This is a genomic window from Kribbella endophytica, from assembly GCF_054781295.1.
In genome coordinates this window covers 607681-623066 of record NZ_BAAGUR010000004.1, presented here as the reverse complement: position 1 = coordinate 623066, position 15386 = coordinate 607681, and the positions used below count along the sequence as shown (strand labels likewise).

At 70.7% G+C, this 15386-nt stretch carries 14 protein-coding genes; 6 read left to right on the top strand and 8 right to left on the bottom strand.

The window, feature by feature from the left end:
• Positions 1–29: 29 nt before the first annotated feature.
• Complete coding sequence (locus ACYVIO_RS34640; RefSeq protein ID WP_460655178.1) at positions 30–299, bottom strand: WhiB family transcriptional regulator; 270 nt, start codon at positions 297–299, stop codon at positions 30–32.
• 70 nt (positions 300–369) lie between these two features.
• Here ACYVIO_RS34640 and ACYVIO_RS34635 point away from each other — a divergent pair, with 70 nt between their 5' ends.
• On the top strand, positions 370–1008 hold the full coding sequence (locus tag ACYVIO_RS34635; protein ID WP_460655177.1) for a DUF2461 family protein: 639 nt from the start codon (positions 370–372) through the stop codon (positions 1006–1008).
• A 21-nt stretch (positions 1009–1029) separates the two neighbouring features.
• Here the strand turns inward: ACYVIO_RS34635 and ACYVIO_RS34630 are convergent, their stop codons facing one another.
• Positions 1030–3807 (bottom strand): ATP-binding protein, encoded by a 2778-nt coding sequence (locus ACYVIO_RS34630; protein ID WP_460655176.1) that lies wholly within the window; start codon positions 3805–3807, stop codon positions 1030–1032.
• 132 nt (positions 3808–3939) lie between these two features.
• Between ACYVIO_RS34630 and ACYVIO_RS34625 the strand changes: the two genes are divergently transcribed.
• The 4 genes from ACYVIO_RS34625 (at position 3940) to ACYVIO_RS34610 (ending at position 6357) form a co-directional block, all read left to right on the top strand.
• Positions 3940–4635 carry an alpha/beta fold hydrolase gene (locus ACYVIO_RS34625; RefSeq protein WP_460655175.1) on the top strand — a complete coding sequence of 232 codons (696 nt, stop codon included), beginning with the start codon at positions 3940–3942 and terminating at the stop codon, positions 4633–4635.
• Between the two features lie 105 nt (positions 4636–4740).
• Positions 4741–5748 (top strand): hypothetical protein, encoded by a 1008-nt coding sequence (locus ACYVIO_RS34620; RefSeq protein ID WP_460655174.1) that lies wholly within the window; start codon positions 4741–4743, stop codon positions 5746–5748.
• 97 nt (positions 5749–5845) lie between these two features.
• The gene (locus ACYVIO_RS34615; RefSeq protein ID WP_460655173.1) at positions 5846–5974 is read left to right on the top strand and encodes a hypothetical protein; all 129 of its coding nucleotides are present in this window, start codon (positions 5846–5848) and stop codon (positions 5972–5974) included.
• Positions 5971–6357 carry a RidA family protein gene (locus ACYVIO_RS34610; RefSeq protein WP_460655172.1) on the top strand — a complete coding sequence of 129 codons (387 nt, stop codon included), beginning with the start codon at positions 5971–5973 and terminating at the stop codon, positions 6355–6357. Before ACYVIO_RS34615 ends, ACYVIO_RS34610 begins: the two co-directional genes overlap by 4 nt.
• Before the next feature lie 41 nt (positions 6358–6398).
• Here the strand turns inward: ACYVIO_RS34610 and ACYVIO_RS34605 are convergent, their stop codons facing one another.
• Positions 6399–7745, bottom strand: a complete 1347-nt coding sequence (locus tag ACYVIO_RS34605) for a phosphomannomutase/phosphoglucomutase (RefSeq protein WP_460655171.1) — start codon at positions 7743–7745, stop codon at positions 6399–6401.
• A 118-nt stretch (positions 7746–7863) separates the two neighbouring features.
• On the bottom strand, positions 7864–8256 hold the full coding sequence (locus ACYVIO_RS34600; RefSeq protein ID WP_460655170.1) for a nuclear transport factor 2 family protein: 393 nt from the start codon (positions 8254–8256) through the stop codon (positions 7864–7866).
• Between the two features lie 128 nt (positions 8257–8384).
• Here ACYVIO_RS34600 and ACYVIO_RS34595 point away from each other — a divergent pair, with 128 nt between their 5' ends.
• Positions 8385–11150 carry an AAA family ATPase gene (locus tag ACYVIO_RS34595; protein WP_460655169.1) on the top strand — a complete coding sequence of 922 codons (2766 nt, stop codon included), beginning with the start codon at positions 8385–8387 and terminating at the stop codon, positions 11148–11150.
• On the opposite strand, the gene ACYVIO_RS34590 is transcribed toward ACYVIO_RS34595, so the two are convergent.
• The 4 genes from ACYVIO_RS34590 to ACYVIO_RS34575 all read right to left on the bottom strand — a co-directional run bounded on the left by ACYVIO_RS34590 (position 11147) and on the right by ACYVIO_RS34575 (position 15366).
• Positions 11147–11926, bottom strand: coding sequence for an isocitrate lyase/PEP mutase family protein (locus ACYVIO_RS34590; RefSeq protein WP_460655168.1), 780 nt, complete (start codon positions 11924–11926; stop codon positions 11147–11149). The genes ACYVIO_RS34595 and ACYVIO_RS34590 overlap by 4 nt on opposite strands.
• Positions 11927–11987: 61 nt before the next feature.
• Entirely contained in the window at positions 11988–12857 is an 870-nt protein-coding gene (locus ACYVIO_RS34585) for an LLM class flavin-dependent oxidoreductase (protein WP_460655167.1), read from the bottom strand.
• Between the two features lie 136 nt (positions 12858–12993).
• Entirely contained in the window at positions 12994–14415 is a 1422-nt protein-coding gene (gene qcrB, locus ACYVIO_RS34580) for a cytochrome bc1 complex cytochrome b subunit (RefSeq protein WP_460655166.1), read from the bottom strand.
• 96 nt (positions 14416–14511) lie between these two features.
• Positions 14512–15366 carry a hypothetical protein gene (locus ACYVIO_RS34575; RefSeq protein WP_460655165.1) on the bottom strand — a complete coding sequence of 285 codons (855 nt, stop codon included), beginning with the start codon at positions 15364–15366 and terminating at the stop codon, positions 14512–14514.
• Between the last annotated feature and the right edge of the window lie 20 nt (positions 15367–15386).

Below are 15386 nucleotides of genomic sequence, written 5' to 3'. Positions count from 1 at the left end.
GATCATCCACCCGTTCGCGGCCGGTGGGACTAGGCGGGCAGTTCCAGATTTCGCGCTTCCGCTCGGGGCCGTGTCCGTTGTCTGCGGAGGGTGCGGCGCTCGTCCTCGGACAGGCCGCCCCAGACGCCGGCGTCCTGGCCGGTGCGCAGCGCCCAGTCGAGGCAGGCGTCGGTGACCTCGCAGTGGGCGCAGACAGTCTTGGCTTCTTCGATCTGCCGCAGGGCAGGTTCCGTCGTACCGATCGGGAAGAACAGGCCGGGATCCTCAGTGCGGCAGGCTGCCCTCTGTAGCCATCTCATGCTGGTAAGACCGGACAGCACGGTGCTTTTGTGACGTTGTTGTCGGAGCCGCTCACTATGCTCGGCTCTCATGACGGATGTGTTCGAGGGGTGGCCGCGGTCGGCCTTCGACGTGTTGCTGCAGCTCGAGGGCGATCCGCCGGTCTCCGTCAGGGAAGCGCTGCGGCGCGACCGGGAGAACTTGGTCCGCAAGCCGATGGTCGACCTGCTCAACGCGGTGGCCGACCACGATCCGGCGTACGAGGACTTCGCGGTCTGGAGGTACGGCGAAGTGATCATGAGCGCCTGGCAGCGGCAGGGCTCGATCGTCCGGCTGGCCCCCAACGTCGAGCTCGCCGTCGGCTTCGACCTCGACGGCCTCGAGGTCCGCGCGGCGTGGTGGTACGCGCCGCCGATCCAGATCGAGCGTTACCGCTTGGCGGTCGCTTCCCAGGGGTCCGGCCGACGGTTGGTCACCATCCTCAACCAGCTCGAGGCGCAGGGCTTCGAGCTCTCCGGCGACCAGCTGAAACGCCCGCTCCGCGGCTATCCGCCCGACCACCCTCGTGCAGAGCTGCTCCGGCACAGATCCCTCCTCGCCACCCGCCACCTCGGCTGCGACGACTGGCTCCACACCCCCGACGCCGCCGACCAGGTCCTCGCCGCCTTCACCCAACTCCGGCCCTTGGCCAACTGGTTGGTGAGGAACGTCGCCGAGTCGCACCTGTGACTGTTGGTGTGGGCACCGAGCTCATGGGCCTGGTGGTTGGGCACCTGGGGTGAGTAGGTGGTTGGCGAGTTCGGTGCGGGAGCGGACGGAGAGTTTGCGGTAGACCCTCGTCAGGTTGGCTTCGACGGTCTTGACCGACAGGAACAGCTCGGCGGCGGCCTCCTGGTTCGAGCGGCCGGCGGCGACCAGGTCGGCGACCCGGCGCTCTGTTGCCGTGAGCAACTGTGGGCTGGGGTGCAGGCCGACCCGGTCGGCTTCGTCGCGGGCGCGCTCGGCCCAGCGGGGGATGCCCAGCGCTTCGAAGGTTTCGGCGGCCTCTGTGAGGGTTTCGTTGGCCAGGGACCGGAAGCCTGCGCGGCGGTAGACCTGGCCGAGGGCGAGGAGGGTCCGGGCCGCTTCGAACGGGCACTCCGATCCGGGGCGGTCCACGAGCCGCCGGAGTTCGGTCACGGCGCCCGCCGCGTCACCTCGTACGGCGGTTAGTAGCGCTTGGCAACGATCCGCGGCGATGGTTGCTTCCGGGCGTCCGGCCGCGCCTTGCCTGCGGAGCAGGGCGATCGCGGTCTCGACGTCGTCGAGAGCGCCGACCTGGAGAGCGGCGTCGGCCAGGTCGACAGGCCAGAGGAGCTGTTCGAGGTCGACCATCCTGGTGCTCGCGAAGATGTCCGCCAGCTCACGCAGCGGTTCGAGCGCCGCGTGCCAGTTGCGGGCCGACGTCTCGATGAAGCCGAGCTGCGCGAGGAAGCCGCCCAGCCAGTACCGCAGCCCGCTGGACCTGGCGTGCGAGACCGCGCCCTCGGCGACTTCCCGGGCCGCGTCGAGATCACCGGCGTACTCCTTGATCAGGACGCGGGCCATGTTCGACTGCAGGCCCAGCGTCGTCCACGCGCCGGAACGGTCGGCCTCGTTCAGCGCGGCCTCGGCGTCGTGGACCTTCGAGGCGCGGATGAGAACCAGGACGAGCCAGATGTAGAGGCTGGACAGGTCGCCGTACCGGCCGGCCTCGAGCGCTCGCGCAATGGCTTCGCGAACGACCGACTCGGCGAGCGGGTCGTTCCAGGCGGCGTAGAAGGCGTGCGCACCGGCCCACTCGGCGGGGGTGAGCTCGATCGCTGACGTCTCGACCAGCTTCTCCATGTCCCGCAGGGTCTGCGCCGGATCGTCCAGCGCCCAGATCCACTCGACTGACTGCCGCTGGTACAACGCGACCAGTTGGATGTCCGGTCGCCCAGCCGTGCCGGCCTCGGCGATCGCCATCCGGGCCAGCCGCAGCGCGAGCCGGCCGTTGCCTTCCATCCGGTGCTGCTCGCTGAGCGTCTGCAGGATCTCCGCCCGGATCTCACCGGGCGGTGCCATCCGGAAGGCCTGCTCGGCCAACGAGCGAGATCCCTGCAAGCTGTTGGTCAGCCGCGCCCGGCGCGCCAGGACCTGAGCGTGCTCCACCGGTACGACGGCCAGCGGTGCTCCTTGCTCCAGTGCGGACTCCGCCGACAGGAGGTCGCCCGCGGCGACGTAGGTGTCCACGGCGCGGAGCCAACGGCGGAAGCTCTCCCCGGTGCCGGAGGGCGTGGCCAGGGCCGCTCCTTCCAGCAGTTCGCCGGCGAGCTGCTGGGCGCCGCGACCGCGGGAGGTGTCGGCGGCCCGTTCGAGCTCGCTCGCGACCGCTTCGTCAGGTGTGGTGGTCGATCTGGCTCGGTGGCGAGCGCGTTCGACCGGGTCCTCCAGCTTGTCGGCGAGCACCCGGTGGGTCCGCCGCCGCTCGTCGGGCTTCGCGACGTCGTACAGGGCTGAAGCCAGGAGCGGGTGCGTGAACGCGACCACCGCTCCGGCGACAACGCCGGCGACGTCGAGATCACCGGCGGCCTCGAGCGCCGAGCGCAACCGGAGCTCCTCGACCATCCGCTGCAGCTGCGCCACCGTCAGCCGCCCCGCCGCGGAGACCAGGAGCAGGACGTCGCGCGCTTCCTGGGGAAGCAACCCGACCTTCTCGTGGAGCAGCCCGACCAGGCTCGGCGGAACGGGGAAGATCGGGTCGTGGCCCTGCTGGGCGCTCCAGCGCCACTTCGACACGTCGGACTGCATCGCCAGCGCGATCATCAAGGCCAGGAACGGGTTGCCGCCACTGGCCCGAGCGACGCCCGCGGCCAACGGCGGGATCCAGCGCGGGCCCAGCCGCTTGCGCAGGAGCTGGCCGATCGATGCCTCGGACAACGGTCCGAGTGCGAGCTCGTGCCGCGGTTCGGGCACGGACCGGAGCAGGTCGGCGCCGGCGTCTGGGTCCGGGCGCGATGCGATCAGGACTCCGAGCCGACCCGGGTCTGCGGTGCGTACGGCGAAGCCGAGGCTGCCAACGCTGGCCGGGTCAAGCCACTGCAGATCGTCGACAATCAGCAGGACGGGCTCGGCGTCGTACAGGTGAGTCAGCACGGTCCGAACGGCTAACGGTACGGCGAGAGGATCGATCGCGTGGCCGTCCGGTTCGGCTCGCTGCAACGCGACGGCCAGCGCACGTCGCTGCGGTCCCGGCAGGTGGTCGACCACTCCGTCCGGGCACTGGTTGACCAGCTCGGCCAAGCCCGCGAACGGCAGGCCACGGTCGAACTGGGTGGGAGCGACGGACAGCACCCTGCGCCCGCGCCGCTGCGCGAGCTGATCGGCGACCTTCAGCAGGCTGCTCTTGCCGACCCCGGGTTCGCCGACCGCGACGACGCTGCCGCCGTGGTCGAGCAGGTCGCCGACCACTCGCACCGCGTCATCGCGGCCGAACAGTCCGTAGGCGGCCGCCGATGCCTGGTCCATCCGGTCATTCTGCGGCACGGCGCGCGCCGGATCGAGGGTCGCGGCGAACCCCGTCGAGGGTTTTCCCGCCTGCGCGCAGGGCGGCTCCCTCCTTAGCGTCGTGGTCATCTTCACCGACCTCAGGAGGCAGCAATGAACGCAAGCACCCGGCCGGCCGTCGTACTGATCCACGGCGGGTTCGTCGACGGCTCCGGCTGGCGGGGCGTCTACGACCGGCTCCGCGCCCAAGGCCACCGCGTGGCCGTCGTACAGAACCCGACGGTGTCCCTCGAAGGCGATGTCGCCGCGACCAAGCAGGTGCTCGACGAGCTCGACGGCCCGGTGGTGCTCGTCGGTCACTCGTACGGCGGGGTGGTGGTCACCGAGACCGGCAGCGACCCGCGGGTCGCAGGGGTCGTCTACATCGCGGCCTTCGCGCCCGACAAGGGCGAGTCGGTGAACACGCTGATCGCCGACCCGCCGCCTGGTGCGCCGGTGCCGCCGATCCTGCCGCCGCGCGACGGGTACCTGTTCCTCGACCGGGACAAGTTCCACGACTCGTTCGCCGGCGACCTACCGTCCGACGAGGCCGCGTTCATGGCCGACTCCCAGGTCCCGTGGGGTCTCGACGCGCTCGGCGGAATCGTCACCGAACCGGCCTGGCGCAGCAAGCCGAGCTGGTACCTGGTCGCCGCCGACGACCGGATGATCCCGCCCCCGGCCCAGCGTCAGATGGCCGAACGCGCCGGCGCCACCACCCGCGAGATCCCCGGCAGCCACTCGGTCTACGTCTCCCAGCCGCAGGCGGTGGCGGACCTGATCCACTCCGCGGTGGAGTCCCTCGCCTGATCCGACCAGCGCCGGCGCGGCGGCGCTCGTGGATCCCTCTGGCGGGGGAGAGAGATCCCTCCGCAGAGGGTTCTGGCGGGATGGCTGGCGGGCGATTCTTCAAGTATGCAAAGGATCATGCGGCAGTGGCCGGAGTGGGTCGGGCCGGCGGCACGAGGCTGGGCTGTGCTGTACGGCGCTCTGGCGGTGTTCTGGATCGCTGGTGGACGGGCCGGGTTTCCGGTGGCGAACGTCGACGGTGATCCACCCGGTGGCTGGGCCGTCGGCACTGCGATCGCGGTCCTGCTGCTGGCTGGGTGTGTTGCCGCGCTCGTGTGGGCGCGCGCGACGTCGAAGGCTGCAGTGGCGGGGTTGGTGTTCGCGACTGTTGCGGCAGGGGTCGGCACTTTCGGGCTGGCGTTGAGCGCCGTTGGGATCGTCGCGTCCGGGACGGTCGAGCGTCCGCTCGCGCTGGTGACGCAGCTTGCGGCGCTGGTCGGTGCGGTGGTGCTGTTCGCGACGGTTCAAGTTCAGTCGCGGCGCCGGCGGTCGCGGTGTCCGCGGTGCGGCGGGAGTCATCCGGGGGAGGTCGGCGGGCGCACGGTTCGGCGCGTTTCGGGTCCTTCGTCGGCACGCAGCCGGTGGTCGGCGTACGGGCTGCTGGTCGGGCTGTTGCCTTGGGCAACCATGAAGTCGGTCTGGGTGCTGGGCGGATCGGTGCTGGGGGTGACGGGCGACGAGTGGCAGGCCACGATGGCCTCGACCGACCTGTCGCTGGTGAGCAGGCTCCTCGAGCGGGCCGGGATCGACATCACCGTCCTGGCCGCGCTCGTCGGTGCCGCCCTGGTCGCCGCGCTGCTGCACACCCGCAGGGTCGTTCGCGTGCTCCTCCTTCCGGCCGCCGTGGGTGCCGCCAGTCTCACCCTGTACGGCGTGCCGTTGACTGTCTTGGGCTCGCTGACGTTGACTCAGGTGGTCCCTGGGAAGGGCGATCCGGCGCCGTTCACCGCGAGTGGACTGGCTTGGATGGTCCTGTTCGGCGGGTTCGCCTTCGCCGGACTCGGAATGTCCTTGTCCGTCGCCGCGCGCTCCTACTACCGCCGAGTTGAACAGACCTGCGGCGCCGCCCGCTGATTCGAAGGGACACCCACGGCGGCTACGGTCGGGAGGTCGCGCGAACATCTTCGCCGGGACGCAGCTGAGAACCGTTCGCCAGGAAGAGAGTTGACGCATGTCACTGGATCGCATGGACCTGCTTGCCCAACGACTGCTGCCGGCGGAGGCCGGTAACGGCAGTCCGCACGAGCACAGCCCGATCACCTGGTCCGTACGCCCGGATGCCAGGGCGGGGGAGCGATGAGCGGGCCGCTCGAGTTCGTCGCCGTTCCTGGTGTGGCGGTGCCGCTCGGGCACTACTCGCCGGCCACGGTCACGCCCGACGGCACGATCTGGGTCTCGGCGCAGTTGCCGCAGGGAGCAGCGGCGGACTCGACCGTCGCCGAGCAGGCGCACAGGGTGCTGGCGCAGATCGTCGCTGTCGTCGAGGCGGCCGGTGGAGCGGTCGACTCGGTGGCCAAGGTGACCTTGTTCCTGACCGACGTCGGCGACTGGGAGGCGGTCAACGTCGTGTACGCCGAGGTGTTCGGTGAACACCGGCCGGCTCGCGCGGTCCTTCAGGTGGCCGGGCTGCACCACGGGTACCGGGTCGCGGCCGACGCGGTCGCGTGGCGGGTCCGGACCTGAGGGTCTGAGGCGACAGGCGTGGACGAGGTCGTCCCAGGTGGTCATGGGGTGAGGAAGGTGAGGACCTCCTGGCTGAGGTGAGTCATGCGACCTTCGTCGGCGGCCTCGACGTTGAGGCGGAGGAGGGGCTCGGTGTTGGACGGGCGGAGGTTGAACCACGTGCCGTCAGGTTGGGTGATCGTGAGGCCGTCGAGGTGGTCGGCGGTCGCGCCCTCAGCGGTGTAGTGGGCCTCGACGCGGTCGAGGATGGCGGGGACGTCGGCGACCGTGCTGTTGATCTCGCGGCTGTCGGCGTACCGGTTGAACTGGGCGGTGAGGGCTGACAGCGGCTGGTCGGTCTCGCCGAGTGCTGCCAGGATGTGGAGTGCGGTGAGCATGCCGGTGTCGGCTCGCCAGAAGCGGCGGAAGTAGTAGTGGCCCGAGTGCTCGCCGCCGAAGACCGCGTCGTGGTCGGCCATCGCCTGCTTGATGAACGAGTGCCCGACGCGGCTGCGAACGGGCTTGCCGCCGAGCTCGGTGACGAGTTCGGGGACGGCCTTGCTGGTGATGACGTTGTAGACGATCGCCGCGCCGGGGTGCTGGGCGAGTTCGCGGCTGGCGATCAGGCCGATCACGTTGTTGGGCGACACCGCGTCGCCGTTCTCGTCGACGAAGAAGCAGCGGTCCGCGTCGCCGTCGAAGGCGAGGCCGGCGTCGGCGTGGTGCTCGCGGACGGCGGCGCGCAGGTCGACCAGGTTCGCCGGGTCCAGCGGGTTGGCCGGGTGGTTGGGGAAGGTGCCGTCGAGCTCGAAGTACAGCGGGACGAGCTCGATCGCGGGATCATCCAGTACGACGGGAGCCGTGCGCCCGGCCATCCCGTTGCCGGCGTCCACCACGACCTTCAGCCGGCGGCTGCCGCCGAGATCGACGAGGCTGCGGAGATAGTCGGCGTACCCGGTCAGCAGATCCTCGGAGCGCACGGTCCCGGCCGGGCCGTCGTACGCGGGCAGCCCGTTCTCCAGCAGCGTCCGGATCTGGCCCAGCCCGGTGTCCTGTCCGACCGGCGCCGCGCCCGCGCGGCAGAACTTGATGCCGTTGTACGCCGGCGGGTTGTGGCTGGCGGTGATCATCACGCCCGCCACATCCCGTACGCCGGACGCGTAGTACAGCAGGTCGGTCGAGACCAGGCCGATCGCGAGCACGTCGACGCCCCGGCTCGCGATGCCGTCGGCAACGGCGGCGGCGAGCGCGGGGGAGGACACCCGCATGTCGTGCCCGACCGCAATCACCTCGGCCCCGCTCACGTCCGCCCAGGCGGCGCCGACCTGGAACGCCAGCCCGGCGTCAAGCTGATCCGGCACCGTGCCCCGAATGTCATACGCCTTGATCAGACCGCTGAGGTCTCGCATGCCAGTCTCCTCCTCGCACAGAAAAGCCCCTCACCAGAAAGCGTGCTCCCCGCGCGCCGTCACTCGCGCCCCTGAGACACCCTGGTCTGCCACGGGCCCCGCGCGTGGCCCGAAGCCGTCACGAGGCCGGCTCGGCCAGCGCCGCTCGGGACGCTGGGGCGGGGAACGGATCAGCGAAGTACTGGGTCTCGCGCACGACCTCGTCGCAAAGGAACTCCATGATCGACACCGTGTACGTCGGGACGCCGTCGTACGAGATCGTGCACTCGCTGAGCCAGAGGTCGCCCCGGCCGACGACGCGCCGCACGCTGAAGTGGCGCTCGGCGGGATGGCCCCCGCGTTGCGCCGCGATGGTCGCCCGACCGCGGAAGCGCTCGCCGGACTGCGGGTACAACAGCTCGGCGTCCACCGCGTAGATGGCGTGCTCGGCCTCGCTGTCCCCACGTTCGGACGCGCGCCAGTGTTCCTCGACCGCGGCCTTCCTCGTCGCGTCGATCAGTTCAGTGCTCATGTCCACCCCTCGAGTCCGGTCCTGACACCGTGCCGCACGAGCCGAGGCCTTCGCGCCCGTGTCACCCCCTGGTCAGCTGTCCTCGGATGTTGATTGGCACTGTCGGGTCCGCGTTGTAGCGTCCTGGTATGTCGACCGAGGATCCGGCGTACGGCTTGCGTGGTCGGCACAGGGAGTGCCAGGTCGTGGACCGGCTGCTGGAGAGTGTGCGGGCGGGCCGGAGTCAGGCGCTGATCGTGCGTGGGGAGCCGGGAGTCGGGAAGTCGGCGTTGCTGGGGTACGCCCGGCGGGGTGCGCGTGACTACAGGGTGCTGCGGGCAACGGGTGTCGAGTTCGAGATCGAGCTCGCGTACGGCGGGTTGCACCAGCTGTGCGCGCCGCTGCTCCCGCTGCGGGAGCGGCTGCCCGGGCCGCAGCGTGACGCGCTGGAGACGGCCTTCGGGGTCGGCCCGAAAGCTCCGACCGACCGGTTCCTCGTCGGGCTCGCCGTACTGAGCCTGCTCTCCGAAGCCGCGGAGGAGCAACCACTGCTCTGCGTGATCGACGACGCCCAGTGGCTGGATCGGGAGTCGGTGCAGACGCTCGCGTTCGTTGCCCGGCGGCTGCTGGCCGAGTCGGTCGGCCTGGTGATTGGGGCGCGTCAGTCCGGTCAGCTGCAAGAGCTGAGCGGGCTCCCGGACCTCGTGCTCGCCGGCCTGAAGGCCGGTGATGCGCGTGCGCTGATCGATGCGGCCTGGCCGGGACGCCTGGACGAGCACGTCCGCGATCGGCTCATCGCGGAGTGCCGGGGCGTTCCGCTCGCGCTCCTGGAGCTGCCGCGGGGCCTGAGCCTGGCTGAGCTGGCCGGTGGGTTCGAGGTTCCGGACGCCGCGCCGCTGACGACCCAGATCGAGCAAAGCTTCGTACGGCAGTTCGAGGCGCTCCCCGACGACGCCCGGTTGCTCCTGCTGACGGCGGCCGCCGAGCCGATGGGCGACGTGGCGTTGCTGCTGCGCGCGTCAAGCCAGCTCGGCCTGAGCCCCGACGCAGCGGCCGCGGCCCAGGCGACCGGGCTCGTCGAACTCGGCGGGCACGTGCAGTTCCGGCATCCGCTGGTGCGCTCGGGCGTGTACCGGGCCTCGAGGGTCTCCGACCGGATGCGGGTGCACGGCGTACTGGCCGAAGTGACCGACTCACAGAAGCACCCCGATCGGCGCGCCTGGCATCGTGGGCACGCGACGTTCGGCCTGGACGCGTCCGTGGCAGACGAGTTGGAGCGCTCCGCCGGACGAGCGCAGGCTCGTGGTGGCATCGCCGCTGCCGCCGCGCTGCTCGAGCGAGCCGCCGAGCTGACGCCTGATCCGGTACTGCGCGGCCGCCGCGCCCTGGCCGCCGCCCGGGCGAGGATCGAGTCGGGGGCGTTGGAGGCCGCCCACGGATTGCTGGCCGCGGCGGACGCGGGCCCGCTGGACGATCTCGGGCGCGCGCAGCTGGCTCGTCTCCGCGCCCAGTTGGCATTCGCGCGCAACCGCGGCATGGACGCGCCGCCTTTGCTGCTCGACGCCGCCGAGAAGCTCGCGCCGCACGACATCACGACAGCGCGCGAAAGCTACCTGGAGGCGATCGGCGCGACGATCTACGCGGGACGCCTGCAGCGCGAGGTCGGCTCGCTGGAGGTCGCGGCCGCTGCCCGGAAGGCCCCTCCTGGCGTCGCTCCGCCCAAGCCGGCTGACCTCCTGCTCGAAGGTCTGGCGATCCGGATCACCGACGGCTACACGGCGGGGATGGCTCCGCTGCGCCGTGCGCTGGAGGCCTTCGAGTCCGGCGTCGAGGACAGCGACATGTTGCGGTGGTTCTACCTGCCGTGGATCGCCGCGGCCGACCTGTGGGACGACGTGCAGTGTGAGGAGCTGGTCGAGCGGGCGGTCGGCCTGTGCCGTCACTCCGGCGCGCTCTCGGTGCTGCCGCTGGCTCTGGGGTACCGAGCTGTGGCTCACGTGCACGCCGGCGAGTTCGCGTCGGCGGCGGCGCTGCTCGAGGAGAGCGACGCGATCGTGAGGGCGACCGGCAGCCCGGCGGTGCGGTATCCGCTGTACCTGCTCACCGCGTGGCGGGGCACCGCGCCGGAGGTCCTTCGCGAATCGTTCGAGCTCGACTTCGAAGGGCTGGTCGCTCGCGGTGAGGGCCGGGGGTTGTTCGGGGGCGTGGGCTACGCGAACGCGGTGGCGTACAACGGTCTCGGCCGGTACGAGGCCGCGCTGGAGGCCGCCCGGACAGCCTGCGAGTACGACGACCTCGGCGTCTACGGCTTCTCCCTGATCGAACTGATCGAGGCAGCCGTCCGCAGCGGCGCCCGTGAGGAGGCCGAGGACGCGCTACGACGCCTGGAGGAACGCACGAGCGTGGCCGGGACGAACTGGGCGCTCGGGGTACAGGCTCGTTCGCAGGCGTTGCTCAGCGAAGGCGAGGCTGCCGAGGCCTTGTACCGCGAGGCGTTGGAGCGACTCGGGCAGACGCGCGTCACCGTTCAGCTGGCTCGCGCACATCTCGTGTACGGCGAGTGGCTGCGACGGTCGGCGCGGCGCGTCGATGCGCGGGCGCAGCTGCGTACGGCGTACGACCTGTTCAACAGGATCGGCGCCCAGGCCTACGCCGAACGCTCCCGCCGGGAGCTCGTTGCCACCGGCGACACGGCCCGTCGACGCGGTGACGAGAGCCGCGGCGTGCTCACCCAGCAGGAGTCCCAGATCGCCAAGCTCGCGCGGGACGGCCTGTCCAACCCGGCGATCGGCGCCGAGCTCTACCTGAGCCGCCACACCGTCGAGTGGCACATGCGGAAGGTCTTCGCGAAGCTCGGGATCAGCTCGCGCAACCAGCTCGGAGGCCTGCCGGTGAGTCGCCTCGACTCGGTCTAGTCGCCGCTGATCGCGGTGAGCTCCTCGCTGAAGCGAGCCATCGCGTTGGTGTGCAGCAGGGTGCCCCAGCTGACCCGCGCGACACCGATCGCAGCCAGCTCGGCCACGGACAGCGTCTGGGGGAGCCGGAGGACGTTCACCGGACCAGGAACCTGTACGACGAACTGCCGCAACGCCTCGCCCTCCCACAACAGGATCGGGTACACGCAGTCGGCACCCGCCTCGACGTACGCCTCGGCACGCTCGATCGCATCGGGAAGAAGCGCGGCCGCCGCCTCGGGACCGGCGCCGGTGAAGAACGGCTGCACGAACACGTCGATGCGCGCGTTGATGACGAGCGGGTAGTCGGCGTCCGACGCGGCCTGTCGAACGGCAGCCAGCCAGTCCGCGTGCTTGCGCAGGTGGCGCACGCCGCCGTCGCTGTAGTCGGTGTCCTCGAGATTGCAGCCTGCGGCGCCGGCCGCCTGGAGCGCGGCGACCAGTTCGGCCGGTTCCAGGCCGTAGCCGGCCTCGGCGTCCACGGTCACCGGTACGTCGACGCCGCGGGTGATCCGCGCGGCCGCGGCGAACATCTCGTCGGTCGGTGCGGCTTGCTGGTCGTCGTATCCGAGAGTGGCCGCGACTCCACCGCTCGTGGTCGCGACGACGGGGAATCCGGCGGCGACGGTGGCTCTGGCCGTGGCGACGTCCCACGCGTTCGGAAGCAGCAGCGGCGTACCGGGACGATGCAGCGACCGAAGGAGGTCGCAGCGCTGCCGGAGCTCGGAAGTGTTCATGTCATCAGCCCTTGTCCACCAGAAGGTTAACGCTCCGTCTCGGCCCTCGGCAACGAGCCAGTCAGCCTAGGTTCGGCGGGCCCTGCTCGATGCGCCGGAGGATCGGCTCCAGGCGGTAGAAGTCGGTGCCGGTGATGAGTTGGCGTTCGTCCCACCAGGTCGCGCCGGCGTCGGCGAGCGGCTCGACGAGCGCGCGAGAGCGGGCCGGATCCGCCGGGCTGATACCGCCCACGACAACGTCGTACGGCGTGGTCGGATCGGTGCGGTGCTCGTTGAGGTAGGCAACGAGCTCGCGGACCTCGTCGACCGGCGGAGCCTCGCCGTGGTTGGCGCTCTGGAACAGCGGTACGGCGCCGTCCCAGCGGGCGGCGCGCCGCATCGGTGCCTTGCGCGGCCAGTAGCCGGCGATCCAGACCGGCGGCCGCGGCTCCCGAGTGGTTGCCGGAAGCAACGTCACGTCGTCGACCTGGTAGTGCTCGCCGTGGTGGTTCACCGTCTCGCCGGACCAGTACCGGGCGAGCAGGTCGAGGCCTTCGTCCAGGCGGCCCGCGAGCACCTTGGGATCGGTCACGTCGCCGAAGCTGCCGAACTCGTCGTCGATCGGCCCACCGAGACCGGCCCCGAAGATCACCCGCCCGCCGCTGAGCCCGTCCAGCGTCGCAACCTGCCGAGCGAGCTGCTCAGGCCGCCGCCGCGCGACCGGCGTAACCAGTGGGCCGAGACTGATCCGCGACGTCGCGAGCGCAGCCGCGGTCAGCAGCATCCACGGATCCCCGAACGGCTGGCCCTGCCGCTTCGCCTTGTTGTGGACGACGTGATCCCAGACGAACAGCCCGTCCCAACCGGCCTCCTCAGCCGCGGCTGCCACCCGCGCCACCACGCGAGGATCAGCAAAGTCACCAAAGTTCGGAACATTGATCGAGAAGCGCATGCCCGTATCCTCGCGCACGCGTGGTCGGGAGCGTGGGGTGGGCGTGCGCGGGGCGAGGGCGTGCGCGCCGGGGGCGGATCGTCGCCGAGCGAAGCGCAGGCGGGGCGACAGGCTCCCTCCCCCTCACGACCCCCGCTCAGGTCTGGTGTTCGGGTTCCTTTGGTTTGGGGGCGGGGAGCGGCGGGGCCGTGGAGGGACGGTTTCCGGCGAGTTGCCAGCGGCGGTAGGGGTCTAGGGGGCGGTGCTTCTCGACGTACTCGCCGTTGGGCATGCGGAGGAGCTGGCCGGTTTCCAGGCCGACGGTGGCGATCTCCAGGTCGCGGTCCTGCAGGCCTAGGCAGATGTGGCGCGTGAACGCGAAGGCGACCGGTGGGCCGAGGATCAGGAGGATCTGGAAGGCGTGCAGGAGGGCGTTGACGGAGAGGTGGAAGAGGATCGCGATGGTGTCGGCGCTGGCGGCGGCCCAGAGGACGCCGTAGAAGGTCATGCCGGCGACTCCGATGCCGGTGCGGGTGGGGTTGGTGCGCGGCCGTTCGAGCAGGTGGTGGTTTCGGCGGTCGCCGGTGAGGCGCTCCTCGATGAAGGGGTAGACGGCAACGAGTGCGAGGAACAGCGTGCAGATCGCGACCGGCAGCAGGATCGCGACGGTGAAGGTCCTGCCCCACAGGACGAACTCCCAGCCAGGCGCGATCCGCAGCGAGCCGTCGAGGAAGGCGAGGTACCAGGCCGGACCGACACCGGCGGAGGCGTTCGCCGGGTCGGCGGGGCCGTACAGCCAGATCGGGTTGATGGTCGCCGTCGCGGCCATGAAGAGCGCGATCGCCGCGACGAAGCAGAACAGGCCGGCGCTCTTGACCGCGGCAACGGTTCCTCGATGGCCGACCACGTTGTCCTCGGTGCGCCCAGGACCGGCGTACTGCGCGGGCCGGTGCTTGAGGGCGAGGACCCCGGCGGCGATGAAGAGCAGGACCAGTACGGCGGGCAGGACGTAGACGTGCAACGGGTAGAACCAGGCGATCACATTGCCCGGGAACTGCCCGCCGAACAGCAGCTCCGAGAGCCACGTGCCGACGAACGGAGTCGCCTTCAACACACCGTCGAGTACCGCGAGGCTCATCCCGGACGCCATGTCGTCCGGGAGCGAGGTGCCGGTCATCGCCGCGCCCAGCATGGTCACGAGCAGGCCGAAGGCGACGAGCCAGGCCAGCCGCCGCGGCCGGCGGAACGCGCCGGTGAAGAACAACCGCAGCAGGTGCAGCATGATCGAGGCAACCATCAGCAGCGTGGCCCAGTGGTGAACCTGCCGCGCCAGCAACCCGCCGCGTACCTCGAAGCTGAGCCCCAGCGTGGAGTCGAGGGCCCGTGACATGTGGACGCCCCGCAGCGGTGCGTACGGGCCGTCGTACACGACGTGCTCGACGGACGGGTCGTAGTACACCATCAGCACGATGCCGCTGAGCACGATCACCACGAAGCTGTAGAAGGCGATCTGACCGAACAGCAACGACCAGTGATCGGGGAAGATCCTGGTGCGGAGCTTGTTCCACGGACGGTGCATGACTCGCCCCTCCCTGTCATCGGGCACGACGCTCTTACCCGTATGACCCCGCAGCCGTCCCGACTGTGACGTCCCGTGGCGCACCTCACGCTGGCGCTAGGTCGCGGGGAGCACCCGACGGATCAGGCGGACGAGTGCGCGCGGCGCCGGATCCCACATCCGCCATTCGGCGCTGGTCATCGCGTACGCCAGGGCGCCTTCGTCGACCCAGTCCACGAGCTCGGGGATCCCGAGCTCGGCAGCGGACCATTCGTAGACCTGCCGCAGCCGCGGCACGATCATGCCGTAGTCGAGCAGCCGCCCGAAGCCCAGTTCGGCCCGGATGTAGAAGCGCACGTCCTCGTCGAGCGGGTACAGGTCCGGCAGGACGCGGGACAGCTGGACGAAGATGCCGGCCATCCCGAGCCGCGGGTCGCCGAGCAGGGGTGCGATCGGGCTGAGCCAGCTGAACGCCATGCGCGGCGCGGCGACGAGGGCGTGGGTGTAGAGGACTCGGCACAGCACGACGTTCATGAAGAACCGCTCGGCCAGGGTCTCCTCGGTCGCCAGCTTCAGATGCTCGGCGTACGCCGTGACGACGCTGGCGTTGTGGGCCCGCCACCAGGCGTGCGAGGTCGGGTACTGCGCGAAGGACTGCCAGAAGCCGACTGCTCGTGACGACGGAGTGCCGGGCAGGTCGCCGGTGAGCGCTACGGCCTCGCAGCCGTCGCGGAGGATCTGCTCGTTGACCGCCCGCCACCACGGACTGCCGGGCCGTTCGCCGGTGGGCGGTCGCAGTACGCCGCGCGCCAGTTCCCACCGCATGGCGGACGTCGCAGCCCGGCGAAACGGCAGATGCCGCGGCGCGCTGCCGTACGGGCCGTAGTAACAACGCTGCATGAGCGCCAATCGCCCCAGCGGATCGTCCCGTACGGCGGCAACCTGCTGGTCAGCCCACTCGGCAGCGCTCACCAGCACAGGATGGCATCACC